Origin of the sequence: Sphingobium sp. B10D7B (assembly GCF_025961955.1) — a bacterium.
Classification (GTDB): Bacteria; Pseudomonadota; Alphaproteobacteria; order Sphingomonadales; family Sphingomonadaceae; genus Sphingobium.
In genome coordinates, this window is sequence record NZ_JAOQOQ010000001.1 from 882,302 (window position 1) to 896,961 (window position 14,660).

Sequence of the window (14,660 nt, forward strand, 5' to 3'; positions counted from 1 at the left end):
CGGCAGCGGCCCAATTCCGGGCGCTCAACTACACATGGGGTACAAGAGGGCAAATATGGCTAAGGTTATCGGTATTGATCTCGGCACCACGAACAGCTGCGTCGCCGTGATGGACGGCGGCAAGCCGAAAGTGATCGAGAATGCGGAAGGCGCGCGCACCACGCCCTCCATCGTGGCATTCGCCAAGGATGGCGAGCGGCTCATTGGCCAGCCGGCCAAGCGTCAGGCCGTGACCAATCCGGACAACACCGTGTATGCCGTCAAGCGCCTGATCGGTCGCCGGTTCGACGATCCGCTGACCAAGAAGGACATGGAGCTGGTCCCCTACAACATTGCCAAGGGTCCCAATGGCGACGCCTGGGTGAATGCTGGCGGGCAGGACTACAGCCCCTCGCAGATTTCCGCCTTCATCCTGCAGAAGATGAAGGAAACCGCCGAGAGCTATCTCGGTGAGACCGTGACGCAGGCCGTCATCACCGTGCCGGCCTATTTCAACGACGCGCAGCGCCAGGCGACCAAGGACGCCGGCCAGATTGCGGGCCTTGAAGTGCTGCGCATCATCAACGAGCCGACCGCGGCCGCGCTCGCTTACGGGCTTGAGAAGAGCGAAGGCAAGACCATCGCGGTCTACGACCTTGGCGGCGGTACCTTCGACATCTCGATCCTCGAGATCGGCGACGGCGTGTTCGAGGTGAAGTCGACCAACGGCGATACCTTCCTTGGCGGTGAAGATTTCGACTCCAAGATCGTCGAATATCTCGCTGATGGCTTCAAGAAGGACGAAGGCATCGACCTGCGCGGCGACAAGCTGGCGCTGCAGCGCCTGAAGGAAGCCGCCGAGAAGGCCAAGATCGAGCTCTCCAGCGCGCAGACGACGGAAGTGAACCTGCCGTTCATCACCGCCGATGCGACTGGTCCCAAGCACCTGGTCAAGACCATCACCCGTGCCGACCTTGAGCGGCTGGTCGAGGCGCTCATCAAGCGCACGCTCGAGCCCTGCAAGAAGGCGATCGCGGACGCCGGCGTTTCCTCCAGCGAGATTAGCGACGTCGTGCTCGTCGGCGGCATGACCCGCATGCCCCGCGTGCGCGAAGTGGTGAAGGAGTTCTTCGGCAAGGAGCCGCACACCGGCGTCAACCCGGATGAAGTGGTCGCCATGGGCGCCGCCATTCAGGCCGGCGTGCTGCAGGGCGACGTCAAGGACGTGCTGCTGCTCGACGTGACGCCGCTGTCGCTGGGCATTGAGACGCTGGGTGGCGTGTTCACCCGCATGATCGATCGTAACACCACGATCCCGGCCAAGAAGAGCCAGGTTTACTCGACGGCTGACGACAATCAGCAGGCAGTGACCATCCGCGTCTTCCAGGGCGAGCGTGAAATGGCGGCGGACAACAAGCTGCTCGGCCAGTTCGATCTGGTCGGCATTCCGCCGGCGCCGCGCGGCGTGCCGCAGATCGAGGTCACGTTCGACATCGACGCCAACGGCATCGTGAACGTCTCGGCCAAGGACAAGGGCACCGGCAAGGAGCAGCAGATCAAGATCCAGGCTTCTGGTGGTCTGAGCGATTCCGACATCGACCAGATGGTCAAGGATGCCGAGCGCTTTGCCGAGGAAGACAAGAAGCGTCGCGAGGGCGCCGAGGCGAAGAACAACGCCGAGAGCCTGATCCACACCACTGAGCGCCAACTCGCCGAGCATGGCGACAAGGTGGACGAGGCGCTCAAGGGCGAGATCGAGGCGGCTGTCACCGCGGCCAAGAGCGCGGTCGAGGGCGGCGATGTCGAGGCGATGAAGACCAAGACCCAGGAACTGGCTCAGGTCTCCATGAAACTCGGTCAGGCGATCTACGAGAAGGAGCAGGCTGCGGCCGCGTCTCCGGGCGCAGAAGGCACGGCCCAGAAGGCTGATGATGACGTCGTCGACGCCGAGTTCTCGGAAGTCGACGAAGACAACAAAGCCTGATTGAACGGAAATGACGCCCGGCCGGCCCATGAACTGGCCGGCCGGGCGATTGCTTGGGACTGCTGCGGGGCATGAGTAGCAAAATCGATTATTACGAGCTGCTCGAAGTCGAGCGGACGGCGGACGGCGCGACGATCAAGTCGGCCTATCGCAAGCTGGCCATGCAGTGTCATCCGGATCGCAATCCGGGCTGCAAGGAGAGCGAAGCCAAGTTCAAGGCGATCAACGAAGCTTATGACTGCCTGAAGGACGAGCAAAAGCGCGCGGCTTATGATCGCTTCGGCCATGCCGCTTTCGAGCAGGGCGGCATGGGCGGCGGACGCGGCGGTCAGGCCGGTTTCTCCGATTTCTCCGATATTTTCGAGACGATCTTCGGCGATGGTTTTGGCGGCGGTGGCCGTCAACAGACGCGGCGCGGCGCGGACCTGCGCTACGACATGGAAATCTCGCTGGAAGATGCCTTCCATGGCCGCGACACGACCATCGAGATCGATGTCTCCACCCAGTGCGACGCATGCGACGGTAGCGGCGCGGAGCCGGGGACCAGCGTGGAAAGCTGCCCGACTTGCGGCGGCCACGGCAAGGTGCGGGCGCAGCAGGGCTTCTTCGTCATCGAGCGGACCTGCCCGAGCTGCCATGGCGCGGGCCAGCGGATCAAGTCGCCCTGTCGCGCCTGTCGCGGGGAGGGGCGTGTGGACAAGCGCCGTTCGCTGGACGTGAAGGTGCCGGCTGGTGTGGACGAAGGCACACGCATTCGCCTCACCGGGCAAGGCGAGGCGGGGCCGCGCGGCGCGCCCGCGGGCGATCTCTACATCTTCCTGCATGTGAAGCGGCACCAGATTTTCGAGCGGGACGGCACCAACCTGTTCTGCCGCGTGCCGATCAGCTTCACGCTGGCGGCGCTGGGCGGCACGATCGAGGTGCCGGGTCTCGACGGCGAGGATCACGAGATCCGCATTCCCGCCGGCATCCAGTCCGGCAAGCAGTTGCGCCAGCGTGGCGCCGGGATGCCGGTGCTGAATGCGCGCGCGCGGGGGGATCTGGTCATCCAAATCGAGGTGGAAACGCCCACCAAGCTCTCCGCCCGGCAGAAGGAACTGCTGGAGGAGTTCCGCGCCACCGAGACCGGCGAGGAATGTCCGCAGTCGAGCGGGTTTTTTAGCAAGATCAAGAATGTGTGGAGCGATTTGACGGAGTGATCTGAGCGGGTGGCGGGATTGTCGGAGCGCTTATCAAAGCGCTGGTCAATCCGCCGTCGGGGAGCTCTGCTGCCTAGGCTCCTGCCTGCGCAGGAGCACAGCTTGGGCTTAACGGCTCACTTGTACGCCCAATCAAACGGCCACGCGGTGATGCTCCACACCACCTCGTGCCCCTGCGCAGGCAGGAGCCCAGGGCGCAAAAGCACCGCCCCAAATCGTTGATCGAAAAAGCCGGCCCAATCGCCGGCCGCCGCTCTTACCGCGGCAGATCGACCCGCGTGCCGTCGGCCGCATCGCTGACCACCAGATCGGCAATCGCACGACCGACCACGTCCGGTGTCTTGAGCGTTGCCGGGTCTTCGCCCGGATAGGCGCGTGCGCGCATGGTGGTGCGGGTGGGGCCGGGGTTGACGATGTGGGTGCGGACCTTGGAAATCTTGGTGACTTCCTGCCCATAGGCGCTCACCAGCACGTCCTGCGCCGCCTTGGACGCACCATAGGCGCCCCAATAAGCGCGGGGCGCCGTCGCGACGCCGCTGGAGAGGGCTACGACGCGTGCGTCGCTACTCTTGCGCAGCATGGGATCGAAGGCCGCGATCAACGCCTGGGTCGAGGCGATGTTGAGCGTGAGCTGCCGGGCAAATTCCTTGGTGTCGATGGCGGTCACGGCGGCAAGCGTGCCCAGCGTCGCAGCATTGAGCACCAGCACGTCGAGCGCTTCCCAGCGCCCGCTGATCGCCGTGGCCAGGCGCCCGATGCTCTCCCCGTCGGTCAGGTCGAGCGGGGCGATGGTGGCGCTGCCACCGGCGGCGTGGATCTGTTCCTCCACCCCTTCAAGATCCGGCACGGACCGCGCCACCAGGACCACATGCGCGCCATCGCGCGCAAGTTCGATAGCGGTGGCCGCGCCGATGCCCCGGCTGGCGCCGGTGACGAGGGCAAGGCGCCCGGCCAAGGGCCGGTTGTCGGTCGTGTCGGTCATGCTGTCTCCGCTCCGGCTCAGACCACGCGTTCGCGCAGCAGTTCGAGCTGGTTCACTTCGGCCTGATCGTCGAAGTCGGTGAGGGTGGTGGGATAATCGCCGGTGAAGCAGGCATCGCAATATTGCGGCAGCTCATCGTTGCGGCGCGCCTCGCCGATCGCCCGGTAAAGGCCTTCGATCGACACGAAGGCGAGGCTGTCGGCATGAATGAACGAACACATCTGCGAGACGTCCATGCGGTGCGCGAGCAACTTGGCGCGCTCGGGCGTATCGACGCCGTAGAAGCAGCTATGCCGGGTCGGCGGGCTGGCGATGCGCATATGCACATCCTTGGCGCCGGCCTCGCGCATCATCTGCACGATCTTGAGGCTGGTGGTGCCGCGCACGATCGAATCGTCGATCAGCACGATGCGCTTGCCGGCGATCAGCGCCCGATTGGCGTTGTGCTTGAGCTTCACGCCCAGATGGCGAACCTTGTCGCCCGGCTGGATGAAGGTGCGGCCGACATAATGCGAGCGGATGATGCCCAGCTCGAACGGAATGCCCGATTGCTGCGCATAGCCGATGGCGGCAGGCACGCCGCTATCCGGCACGGGAATCACGAGATCGGCATCGACCGGGCTCTCGATGGCCAGCTGCGCGCCAATGCCCTTGCGGACCGAATAGACGCTGCTGCCGTCCACGATGGAGTCCGGCCGCGAGAAATAGACATGCTCGAAGATGCAGGGGCGGGCCTGCGCCGTCTCGCCAAAGGGGCGGTGCGAGCGGATTTCGCCGCCCTGCGTCACCACGATCAGCTCGCCGGGCTCGACCTGCCGGATATATTCCGCGCCGACCACATCGAACGCCACAGTCTCGGAGGCGAAGATGATCGCATCGCCCAGCCGGCCCATGACCAGCGGACGGATGCCGAGCGGATCGCGGCAGGCGATCAGGCCCTCGCGCGTCAGGCAGATGAGCGAATAGGCGCCCTCGACCTGCTTGAGCGCATCGATGAAGCGATCCAGCAGGGTGCGGTAGCGCGATTTGGCGACGAGGTGGATGATCACCTCGGTATCGCTGGTCGACTGGAAGATCGCGCCATCGCGCACCAGCCGCTTGCGCAGGTTCATCGCGTTGGAGATGTTGCCATTGTGAGCGATGGCGAAGCCGCCCGAGGACAGCTCGGCATAGAGCGGCTGGACGTTGCGCAGCGCTGTCTCGCCGGTCGTCGAATAGCGCACATGGCCGCAGGCGACATGGCCGGCGAGCTGGCGGATCACATCGTCCTTGTCGAAGTTGCCCGCGACATGGCCCATGGCCCGGTGGGTGTGGAACTCCTCACCGTCCCAGCTGGTGATGCCGGCGGCTTCCTGCCCACGATGCTGCAGGGCGTGAAGGCCCAGCGCCACCATGGCGGAGGCTGTGTCGGCGCCATATACGCCAAAAACGCCGCACTCTTCGCGCAGCTTGTCGTCATCAAATGGGTGCGTGGTCAGCATGGCTCTACTCATAGCCGACGGGGTGCGATTCCCGCCGCGTCGCGATCCTCGTTGCCGGCCATATAGGAGCGTCAAACTGCTTTGTCGCCCCATTGTCGCAAGAAAGGTGGTGAATGCCCCGGGTTGGGCGAAGGCAGACCCTCCATAAGCCCGTGAAGCTGCCAAAATTGGCGAAGGGCATAAAGTTCGGAACCATGCCACCCGGAGGCTGTTTCCCTTGCAAAAGGAGATCGCCATGCCGGTTGATTGGACGTCCCGCGCGCGTGCTCGCTCCCTCTTCGCAACCATCGTCGGCGCGATTATCGCGCTGGTCGGCCTTGTGCTGGCTATCGGCGGCGCATGGCTCGCGGTGCTGGGTGGCAGCCTCTATTACCTCATTGCCGGGGTGCTCCTCGGTCTGGCGGGCTTTCTCCTCATCCGACAGCGGGTGCTGGGCGTTTGGGTCTATCTCGCGGCTTATGGACTTTCGATCATCTGGGGGCTGGCGGAGGCCGGGCTCGATGGGTGGGCGCTGATTCCCTTTACCGTCGGTCCGACGGTGCTCCTGATTCTCGTGCTGCTGACCTTGCCGGCGCTTCAGCCCGAGCGTTGGCACTGGCGTTTGCCGGTCATCGCGAGCGTGGCAGCCGTGCTTGTGCTGGCCGTGGGTGGCGTGGTGATCTCCCGCCTCAACCTGCCGGACGTGGGCGCGATGCCGGCGCGGCTAGCCTCGACGGTGGCCGATCCCTCGCTATTGCGACCCGGGACGGACTGGCCGGCTTATGGCGGCAGTTACGCAGCGCAGCGTTATTCTTCGCTGGGCCAGATCACGCCGGCCAATGTCGGAAAATTGCAGCGCGCCTGGGTGTTCCACACCGGCGATCTCCCCGAGGATATGGCCGACAACAAATATGGCGCCGAAACGACGCCGCTGAAGGTCGGGAATACGCTCTATCTGTGCTCGGCCACTAATATTCTCATCGCGCTCGATCCGGCGACCGGTCAGCAGCGCTGGCGCTACGATCCCAAGGTCGATCATGCGTGGATTCCCTACACGGCCGCGTGCCGGGGCGTCGCTTATTATGCTGTGCCGCAAGCCACGCAAGGGCAGGCCTGCGCGACGCGCATCATCGAGGGTACGCTGGACGGCCGCCTGATTGCCGTGGATGCGCAGACCGGCCGGCCCTGTTCCGACTTCGGCGAGAACGGCGCGGTCGATATCAAGCGCGGCATGGGCAGGGTGGTGCCGGGCATGGTCTCGATCACATCGCCGCCCACGATCGTGCAAGGCGTCATCGTGACCGGGCATCAAGTGCTGGATGGGCAAAAGCGCGATGCGCCGTCCGGCGTCATCCAGGGATATGATGCGGTCACGGGCGAGAAGCGCTGGGCGTGGGACATGCTCAACCCGGATTGGGCGGGCGATCCGCCGGCCGGGCAGGAATATGCGCGCGGCACACCCAATATGTGGACCATTGCCAGCGGCGATGAGTCGCTGGGCCTCGTGTATCTGCCGATGGGCAATTCCGCAGTGGATTACTGGAGCGGGAGCCGCAGCCCGCAGGAGGACGATTTTTCTTCCTCGCTGGTTGCGCTGGACGTGACGACCGGCAAGCCGCGCTGGCGGTTCCAGACCGTGCATCGGGATGTGTGGGATTATGACCTCGGGGCGCAGGCCACGCTGGTTGATTTCCCCAATGGCTCCGGCACGGTGCCGGCGCTGATCCTGCCGAGCAAGCAGGGCGAAATCTACGTGCTGGACCGTCGCACCGGCCAGCCGATATTCCCGGTGCAGGAGCGGGCCGTGCCGCGCACCGGCGTGGAGCCGCAGCGGCGCAGCCCCACCCAGCCTTACTCGACCTACCACACGCTCGCCTTCCCCGACCTCAAGGAAAGCGACATGTGGGGCATGTCCCCCATCGACCAGATGGTGTGTCGCATCCAATATCGGCAGGCGGAATATCGCGGGCGGTACACGCCTCCCACGGCGGACAAGCACTTCGTCGAATATCCGGGCTATAATGGCGGCACGGATTGGGGCGGCCTCGCCATCGATCCGGTACGCGGCGTGATCCTCGCCAACTACAATAATATGCCCAACTATAATCGCCTGGTGCCGCGCGCCGAGGCGGACCGTCGCGGCTTCCCGGCGCCGCGTGGCGATGAGAAGGCGCGGGGCGGCAGCATGAGCGAGGGGGGCGGGCATGGCTCGCAAGACCCGCAAGCCGGCTCGCCTTATGCCATCTCGGTGAATGCCGGCTGGCGGCTGTCGCTGACTGGCCTGCTGTGCAAGCGCCCGCCTTATGGTGGCATCCGCGCGATCGACATGCGGACGGGCCAGACCATCTGGGATCGCCCGTTCGGCACCGCGCGGCGCAATGGCCCCTGGGGGATTCCGTCCATGCTTCCCATCAACATCGGCACGCCGAACAATGGCGGCGCGGTGGTCACGGCTGGCGGTGTGGCCTTCATCGCCGCAGCGACGGACAATCTGATCCGCGCCATCGACATCGAGACGGGCAAGACGCTCTGGCAGGATACGCTGCCGGCGGGCGGTCAGGCGACGCCGAGCGTGTATGAGGTGAACGGTAAGCAGTATCTCGTCATCATGGCGGGTGGGCACCATTTCATGGAGACACCGATTGGCGATGAAGTGATCGCCTACGCTCTGCCGGGATGAGAATGGGAGCAAACATGGCTTTGGCAGGTCGGGCGTGGCAAGCCCGCTCGATCTGCCGAGCGCTTGCCTGAGGCGAAGGGGTGAAGCGCGTGCTTTCGCTGGAAGCAGAAAGGCATTAGGCGGGGAGGGCAACGTCGCCTTTCCAAACTCCGGTTCAAGATTCCGCCTCATGATGCTCGTGCATGTCCCGCCTGCGATCGCCAACCAGTCCTGGCGTGCCATCGGCATCGTAACGGCGCTGGCGGTGGTCGGCGCGCTCGCACTCTATTCCATGGCTGGTGGTTCGATGGTGCCGTGGGCCGGTGCGCATCTGCTGCGCTTTGCGCTGTTTCTGATCCTGGCACTGGTGATTTCCTACATCCCCTCCGAGCAGTTCAAGCCGCTGCTCTTCCCTGCCTATCTGGCGAGTCTCGCGCTGCTCATCATTGTGCTGATGATGGGCATCGTCGGGGGCGGGGCGCGCAGTTGGCTCAATCTCGGCTTCATGCAGTTGCAGCCCTCCGAGTTCGTGCGGCTGGCCGTGATCGGCATGGTCGCGCGATTCTACGAGATGTTGCCGCCCGCCGCGACGCGCTCCTTCACGGCATTATGGCCGCCGGTCGCGCTCACGGTGGTGCCCTTCGCGCTCATCCTGCTCCAGCCGGATCTCGGTACGGGCATGATGCTGGTGCTGTCCGTGGCGGTCGTGACCTTTCTCGCGGGATTGCCGCTGCGGCTCTACGCGGCAGCGGGCGCGGCGGCGATCGTGCTGATCCCGGTGATCTACAGCTTCCTGTTGCCGCACCAGCAGCGACGCGTGACGATTTTCATGAACCCGGAGGCCGATCCGCTGGGCGCGGGCTATCACATCACCCAGTCGGTCATCGCCATTGGCTCGGGCGGCTTCTTCGGCAAGGGCTATCTGCAAGGCAGTCAGAGCCATCTCCATTATCTTCCTGAGTCGCATACCGATTTCATTTTTCCGGCCATAACCGAGGAGTGGGGGCTGCTCGGCGCGACGGTCATCATCGCCTTGTTCTGGCTGCTGCTGCGCTGGGGCATGAATGTCGCGCGGGATGCGGCCAGCCGCTTCGACCAGTTGCTGGCGGCGGGGCTGACCTGCAGCCTGTTCCTCTACATCTCCATCAACATGATGATGGTCGTCGGCTTCGCGCCGGTGGTCGGCCTGCCTTTGCCGCTCGTCTCCTATGGCGGCTCCGCGATGCTCTCGATCATGATCTCGCTAGGGCTGTTGATGGGCATCGACCGCAAGACCCGCAAGCGCGCCAACCCCTATCTGCGCTGAGCGCGGCGGGACGTTACATTCGGGGTCACATGCGGCGTCACATTCTCTGGCCAAAGCCTCTGGCGCGCCTGCCCCGCTGCCTCTAAAGGGGCGGGATGCACGTCCTTGCGAACCCGCGACGTTTCCTGGCGATTGCCGTGCCTGCGACGCCCTGGTGCTTCTGGGGCGGCATCCTCCTGATTCTCGTCGGTTGCTGGGCAGGACTGTTCGTGGCGCCGGCGGATTATCTGCAGGGGCACAGCTTCCGCATCCTCTACATTCATGTGCCGGCGGCCTGGCTGGGCATGGGCGGCTGGAGTGGCCTCACCATCGCGGCGATCATGCAGCTCGTCTGGCGTCACCCGCTGGCGAGCGTTGCCGGCCGCGCCATTGCTGTGCCGGGGGCGGTTTTTACCGCCTTGTGCCTCGCCACCGGATCGATCTGGGGGCGGCCTACCTGGGGGACATGGTGGGAGTGGGACGGACGCCTGACCTCCATGCTGCTGCTGCTGTTCCTCTACATCGGCTATATCGCGCTGGCGCGCGCCAGCGTGGAGCGGGGCGATGCTGGCGGTGTCAGCCGCGTGACGGCGATCTATGCGCTCATCGGCGCGCTCAACCTGCCGATCATCCATTATTCAGTCGTGTGGTGGAACAGTCTCCACCAGGCCAAGAGCATCAGCGTGGTCGGCATGAGCAGCAGCATCGCGCCCTCCATGCTCTGGCCGCTTGGCTTGACCGTGCTCGGCTTTACCCTCTGGTTCACGGCGATCGTGCTGCTGCGGATGCGGGCGATGCTGGCGGAAAATCGGATCGAGGCGCGGTTGCGCCGGATGTCGCGGGGCTGAGGGCGCATATCATGAATCCCTGGCCTTTCGTGATTGCGGCTTATGGCCTCACCTTCGTTGCGACGGTTGCGACCAGCCTGTGGGCTTGGGCCCGCGCGCGGCAGGCGGAGCGCCGGGCGCGGGATTTGCTGGAGCGGGATTGAAATGGTTGCGGTGACGTCGAACAGAGCTGGCCCCAAGCGCAAGCATCAGCGCCTCATTCTCGTCGGGCTGGCGCTGGCGGCGATGATCGGCGGCGTGCTGCTGGCCATGTCCGCACTGCGCTCGCAGGCTGCCTATTTCTACACGCCCGCTGAAGCGCTGGCCGCGAAGGTCGAACCGGGCCGCGCGATTCGTCTGGGTGGCATGGTCGAAGCGGGCAGTATCAAGCGCCACGCCAACGGAACGACGGTGGATTTCCGTCTGACCGACGGCAAGGCAACCGTGCCGGCTTCCTTCACCGGCATCACGCCCGACCTCTTTGCCGAGAACAGCGGCGCGGTGGCGGAAGGTGCCTTTGGGGAAGACGGCGTGTTCCGAGCCACCAACATCCTCGCCAAGCATGATGAGCGCTACATGCCGCGCGAGATGGAGGGCATCAAATATGATCCGCAGACCCATCAGGTGGATGCAAGCGGCCAATGATCGCTGAAGCCGGCCTTGCCGCCCTGTGGCTCGCGGCCACGCTCGCCGGCCTGCAATTGCTGCTCGCCTGGTTGGCCGTTGCACGCGGTAATGCCGATGCGGCGCGCTTCATCCGGCCGCTGGCGGTCGCGCAGGGCGTGCTGGCGGGTCTCGCCATGGCGCTGCTCATCGTCCTGTTCCTGATCTCCGACATGTCGGTCTATCTGGTCGCGGCGAACAGCCATTCGCTCAAGCCGTTCATCTACAAATTCGCCGGCGCCTGGGGCAATCACGAGGGCTCGATGCTGCTCTGGGTGGCAGTGATGAGCCTTGCCGGCGGCGCGGTGGCGCTGTTCGAGCGCAGCCTCGATCGCGCGACCCATTTTGCGACGCTCGGCGCGCAGGCGGCGATCAGCCTTGGCTTCTATGCCTTCCTGCTGTTTGCCTCCAATCCCTTCCAGCGCCTCAATCCCCCGGCGGTCGAGGGGCAGGGGCTCAATCCACTGTTGCAGGACCCCGGTCTCGCCTTCCATCCGCCGACGCTTTATTTTGGCTATGTCGGCCTGTCCGTGGCCTTCTCCTTCGCGGTGGGCGCGCTGCTCACCCGGCAGGTGGATGCCCGCTTCGCCCGTGCGATCCGGCCGTGGGTGCTGGGTGCCTGGGTCCTGCTGACCATCGGCATCGCTGCCGGCTCCTACTGGGCTTATTATGAATTGGGCTGGGGTGGCTGGTGGTTCTGGGACCCGGTCGAGAATGCCTCGCTCATGCCGTGGCTGGCGGCGACGGCGCTGCTCCATAGCGCTTCGGTCCTGGCTGCCCGCGATGCGTTGCGCGCCTGGACGGTGATGCTGGCAGTGGTCGCTTTCGCCATGTCGATGATAGGCACCTTCCTCGTGCGCTCGGGTATCCTGACCAGCGTCCACGCCTTCGCGGTCGATCCCACGCGCGGCAGCTTCATCCTCATTCTGCTCGGCCTCTATATCGGCGGCGCGCTCGCGCTGTTCGCGATGCGGGTTCATACGGTCAACGAGGGCGCCCGGTTTGATCCGCTGAGCCGGGAGGCGCTGCTCGTCGTCAACAATCTGCTGCTGTGCGTGATCCTGGGGCTGGTGCTCATCGGCACGCTCTATCCGCTGCTGACGGAAATGCTGGGCCAGAGCGTCTCTGTCGGCCCGCCTTATTTCAACGCGGTGATCGGGCCGATCACGCTGGTACTGATGGCCGCCCTGGTCGTCGGGCCGCTGCTGCGCTGGCGGCGGGACGAGTCGGGCGCGGCGCTGCGGCGTTCGGCTCCCGCCATTGGCGGTGCCGTGGTGACGCTGATCGCCGTGCTGCTGTTTGCGGATCGCCCGATCGGCTGGTTGCCGCTGCTGGGCCTGGTCATGGCAGCCGCCGTTGCCGTGGCCAGCGTAGCGCCGCTCTGGAAGCGTAATCTGCGGCGTACGCCGATGTTCACTTATGGCATGGTGATCGCGCATCTGGGCTGCGCAGTCAGCCTGGCCGGCATGGCGAGCGAATCGGCCTTCTCATCCGAGCGGCTGGCGGCTGCAGCGCCGGGGGACTCTTTCGAGATCGCCGGCTACACCGTGACCATGGAAGGGGTGCGGCCCTATGCCGGGCCGAACTGGACCGCCATGGAAGCGCAGCTTGTCGTGCGGCGTGGCGACAAGGTGATCGGCACCGCGCGGCCGCAGGCTCGCTACTTCACCGATCCGCCGACGCCGACCAACGAATCCGTCCAGCTCACCCGCTGGAACGGTCAGCTCTATCTGGTGCTGGGTGAAGCGCTCGAAAATGGCCGCTGGCAATTGCGCATCTGGTGGAAGCCGTTCGTCACGCTGATCTGGGGCGGCGCGGGACTGATCGCGCTGGGCGGCGCGCTGGCGCTGGTCGGCCGCGTCCGGCGCGAGCGCAAGCAGGCGCGGCTCGCGCGCGCATCTGGCGCCGCTGCGGAGCATCCGCAGGAGGCGCTGGCATGAAGTTCGGCAAGCGCTCGCTCATCCTGTGGATTCCGCTGATTGCCTATGTGATCTTCCTCGGCGTGGCCTCGCTGGGCCTCAATCGTGAGCAGCAGACGGTGGTGCAATCGCGCATGATCGGCAAACCGGTGCCGCCGATGGACCTGCCGGCGGGCGCCTCCAGTCGCCCGACGCTCTCGACCAAGGCGATGGCGGACGGCCAACCGCGCCTGCTCAACATCTTCGCGAGCTGGTGCGTGCCCTGCATCGCCGAGGCGCCGGTGCTGCTGCAACTCGCCCAGCGCGGCGTCCCCATTGATGGCGTGGCCATCCGCGATGCCCGCGCCGATGTGGACGACTTCCTCACGCGTCACGGTAACCCTTATCAGCGCATCGGGCTGGATGAGCGCAGTGCCCTGCAATTCTATATGGGCTCCTCCGGGGTGCCGGAGACGTTCGTGGTCGATGGCAAGGGCATCATCCGCTACCAGCATATCGGCGTGATCGGCCCGCAGGATGTGGACATGATCCTCGAAAAGCTGCGCGAGGCGCAATCATGAGAGGCACGCTGATCCTGCCGGCGTTGCTTGTGATTTTGCCGGCGCCCGCCTTCGCGCAGACCGCACTGCCGCCCGCACCCTATGCCAATCGCCAGCTCGACGATCCGGCGCTGGAGGCGAAGGCGACCGAGCTGATGCACACAATTCGCTGCCTGACCTGCCAGAGCCAGTCCATTGCGGACAGCGACGCGAGCATGGCGGCGGACCTGCGCTCGATCATCCGCGAGCGCATCGCTGCGGGCGAAGACCCCGAGGCCATTCGTGCCTGGCTCATCGAGCGCTATGGGGACTGGATCAGCTACAAGCCGACCGCCGACCCGATTCTCTGGCCGCTCTGGGCGGCACCGCTGATGCTGCTGGGCGCGGGCGGGGCGCTGGCATATGGGCGGATGCGCCGCCGCAAGGGAGCGAAGGCATGACCGGCCTGTTGATCGCAGCGGGCCTCGCGCTCATCGTCGGCATCGGCATCATGCTTGGTGCGCGCCTCCCGCTCCGCCAGGCCGCGCCGGTTGCCACTGCGCTGCTGCTCGGCCTCGCCGGCTATGCCTGGCAGGGCAGCCCGGGGCTGGCCGACAAGCCGGTCGCGGCGAACGACTCGCGCGTGAAGTTCGATGAGGCGCTGGCCAAGAAGCGCTCGGAAATCGGCGAGCGGCTGACGGGTGCAACTAAATGGCTTGTCGTGTCCGATGCGCTCGCCCGCAAGGGCAACACGGCCGGCGCCGCCAATGTGCTGCTCTCGGGCCTGAGGGAATATCCCGATGACGCGAACATCTGGGTGGGGCTGGGCAATGCCCTTGTCGCGCATGGCAATGGCACCCTGACGCCGGCGGCGGATTATGCCTTCGCGCAGGCCCTGCATTTCCAGCCGGAAGGCGTTTCTCCCAATTATTTCTATGGGCTTGCCCTGGCGGAGTCGGGTCAGTTCGACCGCGCGCGCGATGTCTGGCTGAAGCTGGCAGCGCGCCTGCCGGAGGATTTCGAGCTGCGTGAAGAGCTGATCCGCAACGTGGCGTTGCTCAATGCGCTCATCGAGCGGCGCGATGCCATGGCGCAGGGTGGCCCATCTCAGGGCGATGCCCCGCAGGCTGGGGCGCCCCAAAGCGGAAATGCCGGCCCCTGATGGTGCGTTGCGTGCCTCTCGAC

The 14,660-nt window shown here is 65.4% G+C and carries 13 protein-coding genes; 11 read left to right on the forward strand and 2 right to left on the reverse strand.

The window, feature by feature from the left end:
- Positions 1-55 precede the first annotated feature (55 nt).
- Together dnaK and dnaJ are read left to right on the forward strand one after the other, a co-directional pair.
- Positions 56-1,963, forward strand: coding sequence for a molecular chaperone DnaK (dnaK, locus tag M2331_RS04120; RefSeq protein WP_181559100.1), 1,908 nt, complete (start codon positions 56-58; stop codon positions 1,961-1,963).
- Between the two features lie 71 nt (positions 1,964-2,034).
- A complete protein-coding gene (gene dnaJ / locus M2331_RS04125; RefSeq protein WP_181559101.1) occupies positions 2,035-3,162 on the forward strand; it encodes a molecular chaperone DnaJ in 1,128 nt (375 codons plus the stop codon).
- Between the two features lie 256 nt (positions 3,163-3,418).
- Here the strand turns inward: dnaJ and M2331_RS04130 are convergent, their stop codons facing one another.
- Together M2331_RS04130 and purF are read right to left on the reverse strand one after the other, a co-directional pair.
- Positions 3,419-4,144 carry an SDR family NAD(P)-dependent oxidoreductase gene (locus tag M2331_RS04130; protein WP_181559102.1) on the reverse strand — a complete coding sequence of 242 codons (726 nt, stop codon included), beginning with the start codon at positions 4,142-4,144 and terminating at the stop codon, positions 3,419-3,421.
- Between the two features lie 17 nt (positions 4,145-4,161).
- Positions 4,162-5,625, reverse strand: a complete 1,464-nt coding sequence (gene purF / locus M2331_RS04135; RefSeq protein ID WP_181559103.1) for an amidophosphoribosyltransferase — start codon at positions 5,623-5,625, stop codon at positions 4,162-4,164.
- Between the two features lie 235 nt (positions 5,626-5,860).
- Between purF and M2331_RS04140 the strand changes: the two genes are divergently transcribed.
- From M2331_RS04140 to M2331_RS04180, 9 genes are all read left to right on the forward strand, one after another.
- The gene (locus M2331_RS04140) at positions 5,861-8,284 is read left to right on the forward strand and encodes a membrane-bound PQQ-dependent dehydrogenase, glucose/quinate/shikimate family (protein WP_181559104.1); all 2,424 of its coding nucleotides are present in this window, start codon (positions 5,861-5,863) and stop codon (positions 8,282-8,284) included.
- 169 nt (positions 8,285-8,453) lie between these two features.
- Complete coding sequence (gene rodA / locus M2331_RS04145; RefSeq protein ID WP_264574755.1) at positions 8,454-9,569, forward strand: rod shape-determining protein RodA; 1,116 nt, start codon at positions 8,454-8,456, stop codon at positions 9,567-9,569.
- 95 nt (positions 9,570-9,664) lie between these two features.
- The gene (ccmC, locus tag M2331_RS04150) at positions 9,665-10,396 is read left to right on the forward strand and encodes a heme ABC transporter permease CcmC (protein ID WP_181559105.1); all 732 of its coding nucleotides are present in this window, start codon (positions 9,665-9,667) and stop codon (positions 10,394-10,396) included.
- An 11-nt stretch (positions 10,397-10,407) separates the two neighbouring features.
- Positions 10,408-10,539 (forward strand): heme exporter protein CcmD, encoded by a 132-nt coding sequence (gene ccmD, locus M2331_RS04155; protein WP_181559106.1) that lies wholly within the window; start codon positions 10,408-10,410, stop codon positions 10,537-10,539.
- Position 10,540: 1 nt separating this feature from the next.
- On the forward strand, positions 10,541-11,020 hold the full coding sequence (gene ccmE / locus M2331_RS04160; RefSeq protein WP_181559107.1) for a cytochrome c maturation protein CcmE: 480 nt from the start codon (positions 10,541-10,543) through the stop codon (positions 11,018-11,020).
- Positions 11,017-12,978, forward strand: coding sequence for a heme lyase CcmF/NrfE family subunit (locus M2331_RS04165; protein ID WP_181559108.1), 1,962 nt, complete (start codon positions 11,017-11,019; stop codon positions 12,976-12,978). Before ccmE ends, M2331_RS04165 begins: the two co-directional genes overlap by 4 nt.
- Positions 12,975-13,517, forward strand: a complete 543-nt coding sequence (locus M2331_RS04170) for a DsbE family thiol:disulfide interchange protein (protein ID WP_181559109.1) — start codon at positions 12,975-12,977, stop codon at positions 13,515-13,517. Before M2331_RS04165 ends, M2331_RS04170 begins: the two co-directional genes overlap by 4 nt.
- Positions 13,514-13,936 (forward strand): cytochrome c-type biogenesis protein CcmH, encoded by a 423-nt coding sequence (locus M2331_RS04175; protein ID WP_181559110.1) that lies wholly within the window; start codon positions 13,514-13,516, stop codon positions 13,934-13,936. Before M2331_RS04170 ends, M2331_RS04175 begins: the two co-directional genes overlap by 4 nt.
- Positions 13,933-14,637, forward strand: a complete 705-nt coding sequence (locus tag M2331_RS04180; RefSeq protein ID WP_181559111.1) for a tetratricopeptide repeat protein — start codon at positions 13,933-13,935, stop codon at positions 14,635-14,637. Before M2331_RS04175 ends, M2331_RS04180 begins: the two co-directional genes overlap by 4 nt.
- The last annotated feature ends 23 nt before the right edge of the window (positions 14,638-14,660 follow it).

Coding starts and splice junctions, on each gene's coding strand:
- dnaJ (WP_181559101.1), top strand. CDS start 2,035: ATGAGTAGCAAAATCGATTATTACGAGCTGCTCGAAGTCGAGCGGACG.
- purF (WP_181559103.1), bottom strand. CDS start 5,625: ATGCTGACCACGCACCCATTTGATGACGACAAGCTGCGCGAAGAGTGC.
- M2331_RS04180 (WP_181559111.1), top strand. CDS start 13,933: ATGACCGGCCTGTTGATCGCAGCGGGCCTCGCGCTCATCGTCGGCATC.
- dnaK (WP_181559100.1), top strand. CDS start 56: ATGGCTAAGGTTATCGGTATTGATCTCGGCACCACGAACAGCTGCGTC.
- M2331_RS04170 (WP_181559109.1), top strand. CDS start 12,975: ATGAAGTTCGGCAAGCGCTCGCTCATCCTGTGGATTCCGCTGATTGCC.
- M2331_RS04165 (WP_181559108.1), top strand. CDS start 11,017: ATGATCGCTGAAGCCGGCCTTGCCGCCCTGTGGCTCGCGGCCACGCTC.
- rodA (WP_264574755.1), top strand. CDS start 8,454: ATGATGCTCGTGCATGTCCCGCCTGCGATCGCCAACCAGTCCTGGCGT.
- ccmD (WP_181559106.1), top strand. CDS start 10,408: ATGAATCCCTGGCCTTTCGTGATTGCGGCTTATGGCCTCACCTTCGTT.
- ccmC (WP_181559105.1), top strand. CDS start 9,665: ATGCACGTCCTTGCGAACCCGCGACGTTTCCTGGCGATTGCCGTGCCT.
- M2331_RS04140 (WP_181559104.1), top strand. CDS start 5,861: ATGCCGGTTGATTGGACGTCCCGCGCGCGTGCTCGCTCCCTCTTCGCA.
- ccmE (WP_181559107.1), top strand. CDS start 10,541: ATGGTTGCGGTGACGTCGAACAGAGCTGGCCCCAAGCGCAAGCATCAG.
- M2331_RS04130 (WP_181559102.1), bottom strand. CDS start 4,144: ATGACCGACACGACCGACAACCGGCCCTTGGCCGGGCGCCTTGCCCTC.
- M2331_RS04175 (WP_181559110.1), top strand. CDS start 13,514: ATGAGAGGCACGCTGATCCTGCCGGCGTTGCTTGTGATTTTGCCGGCG.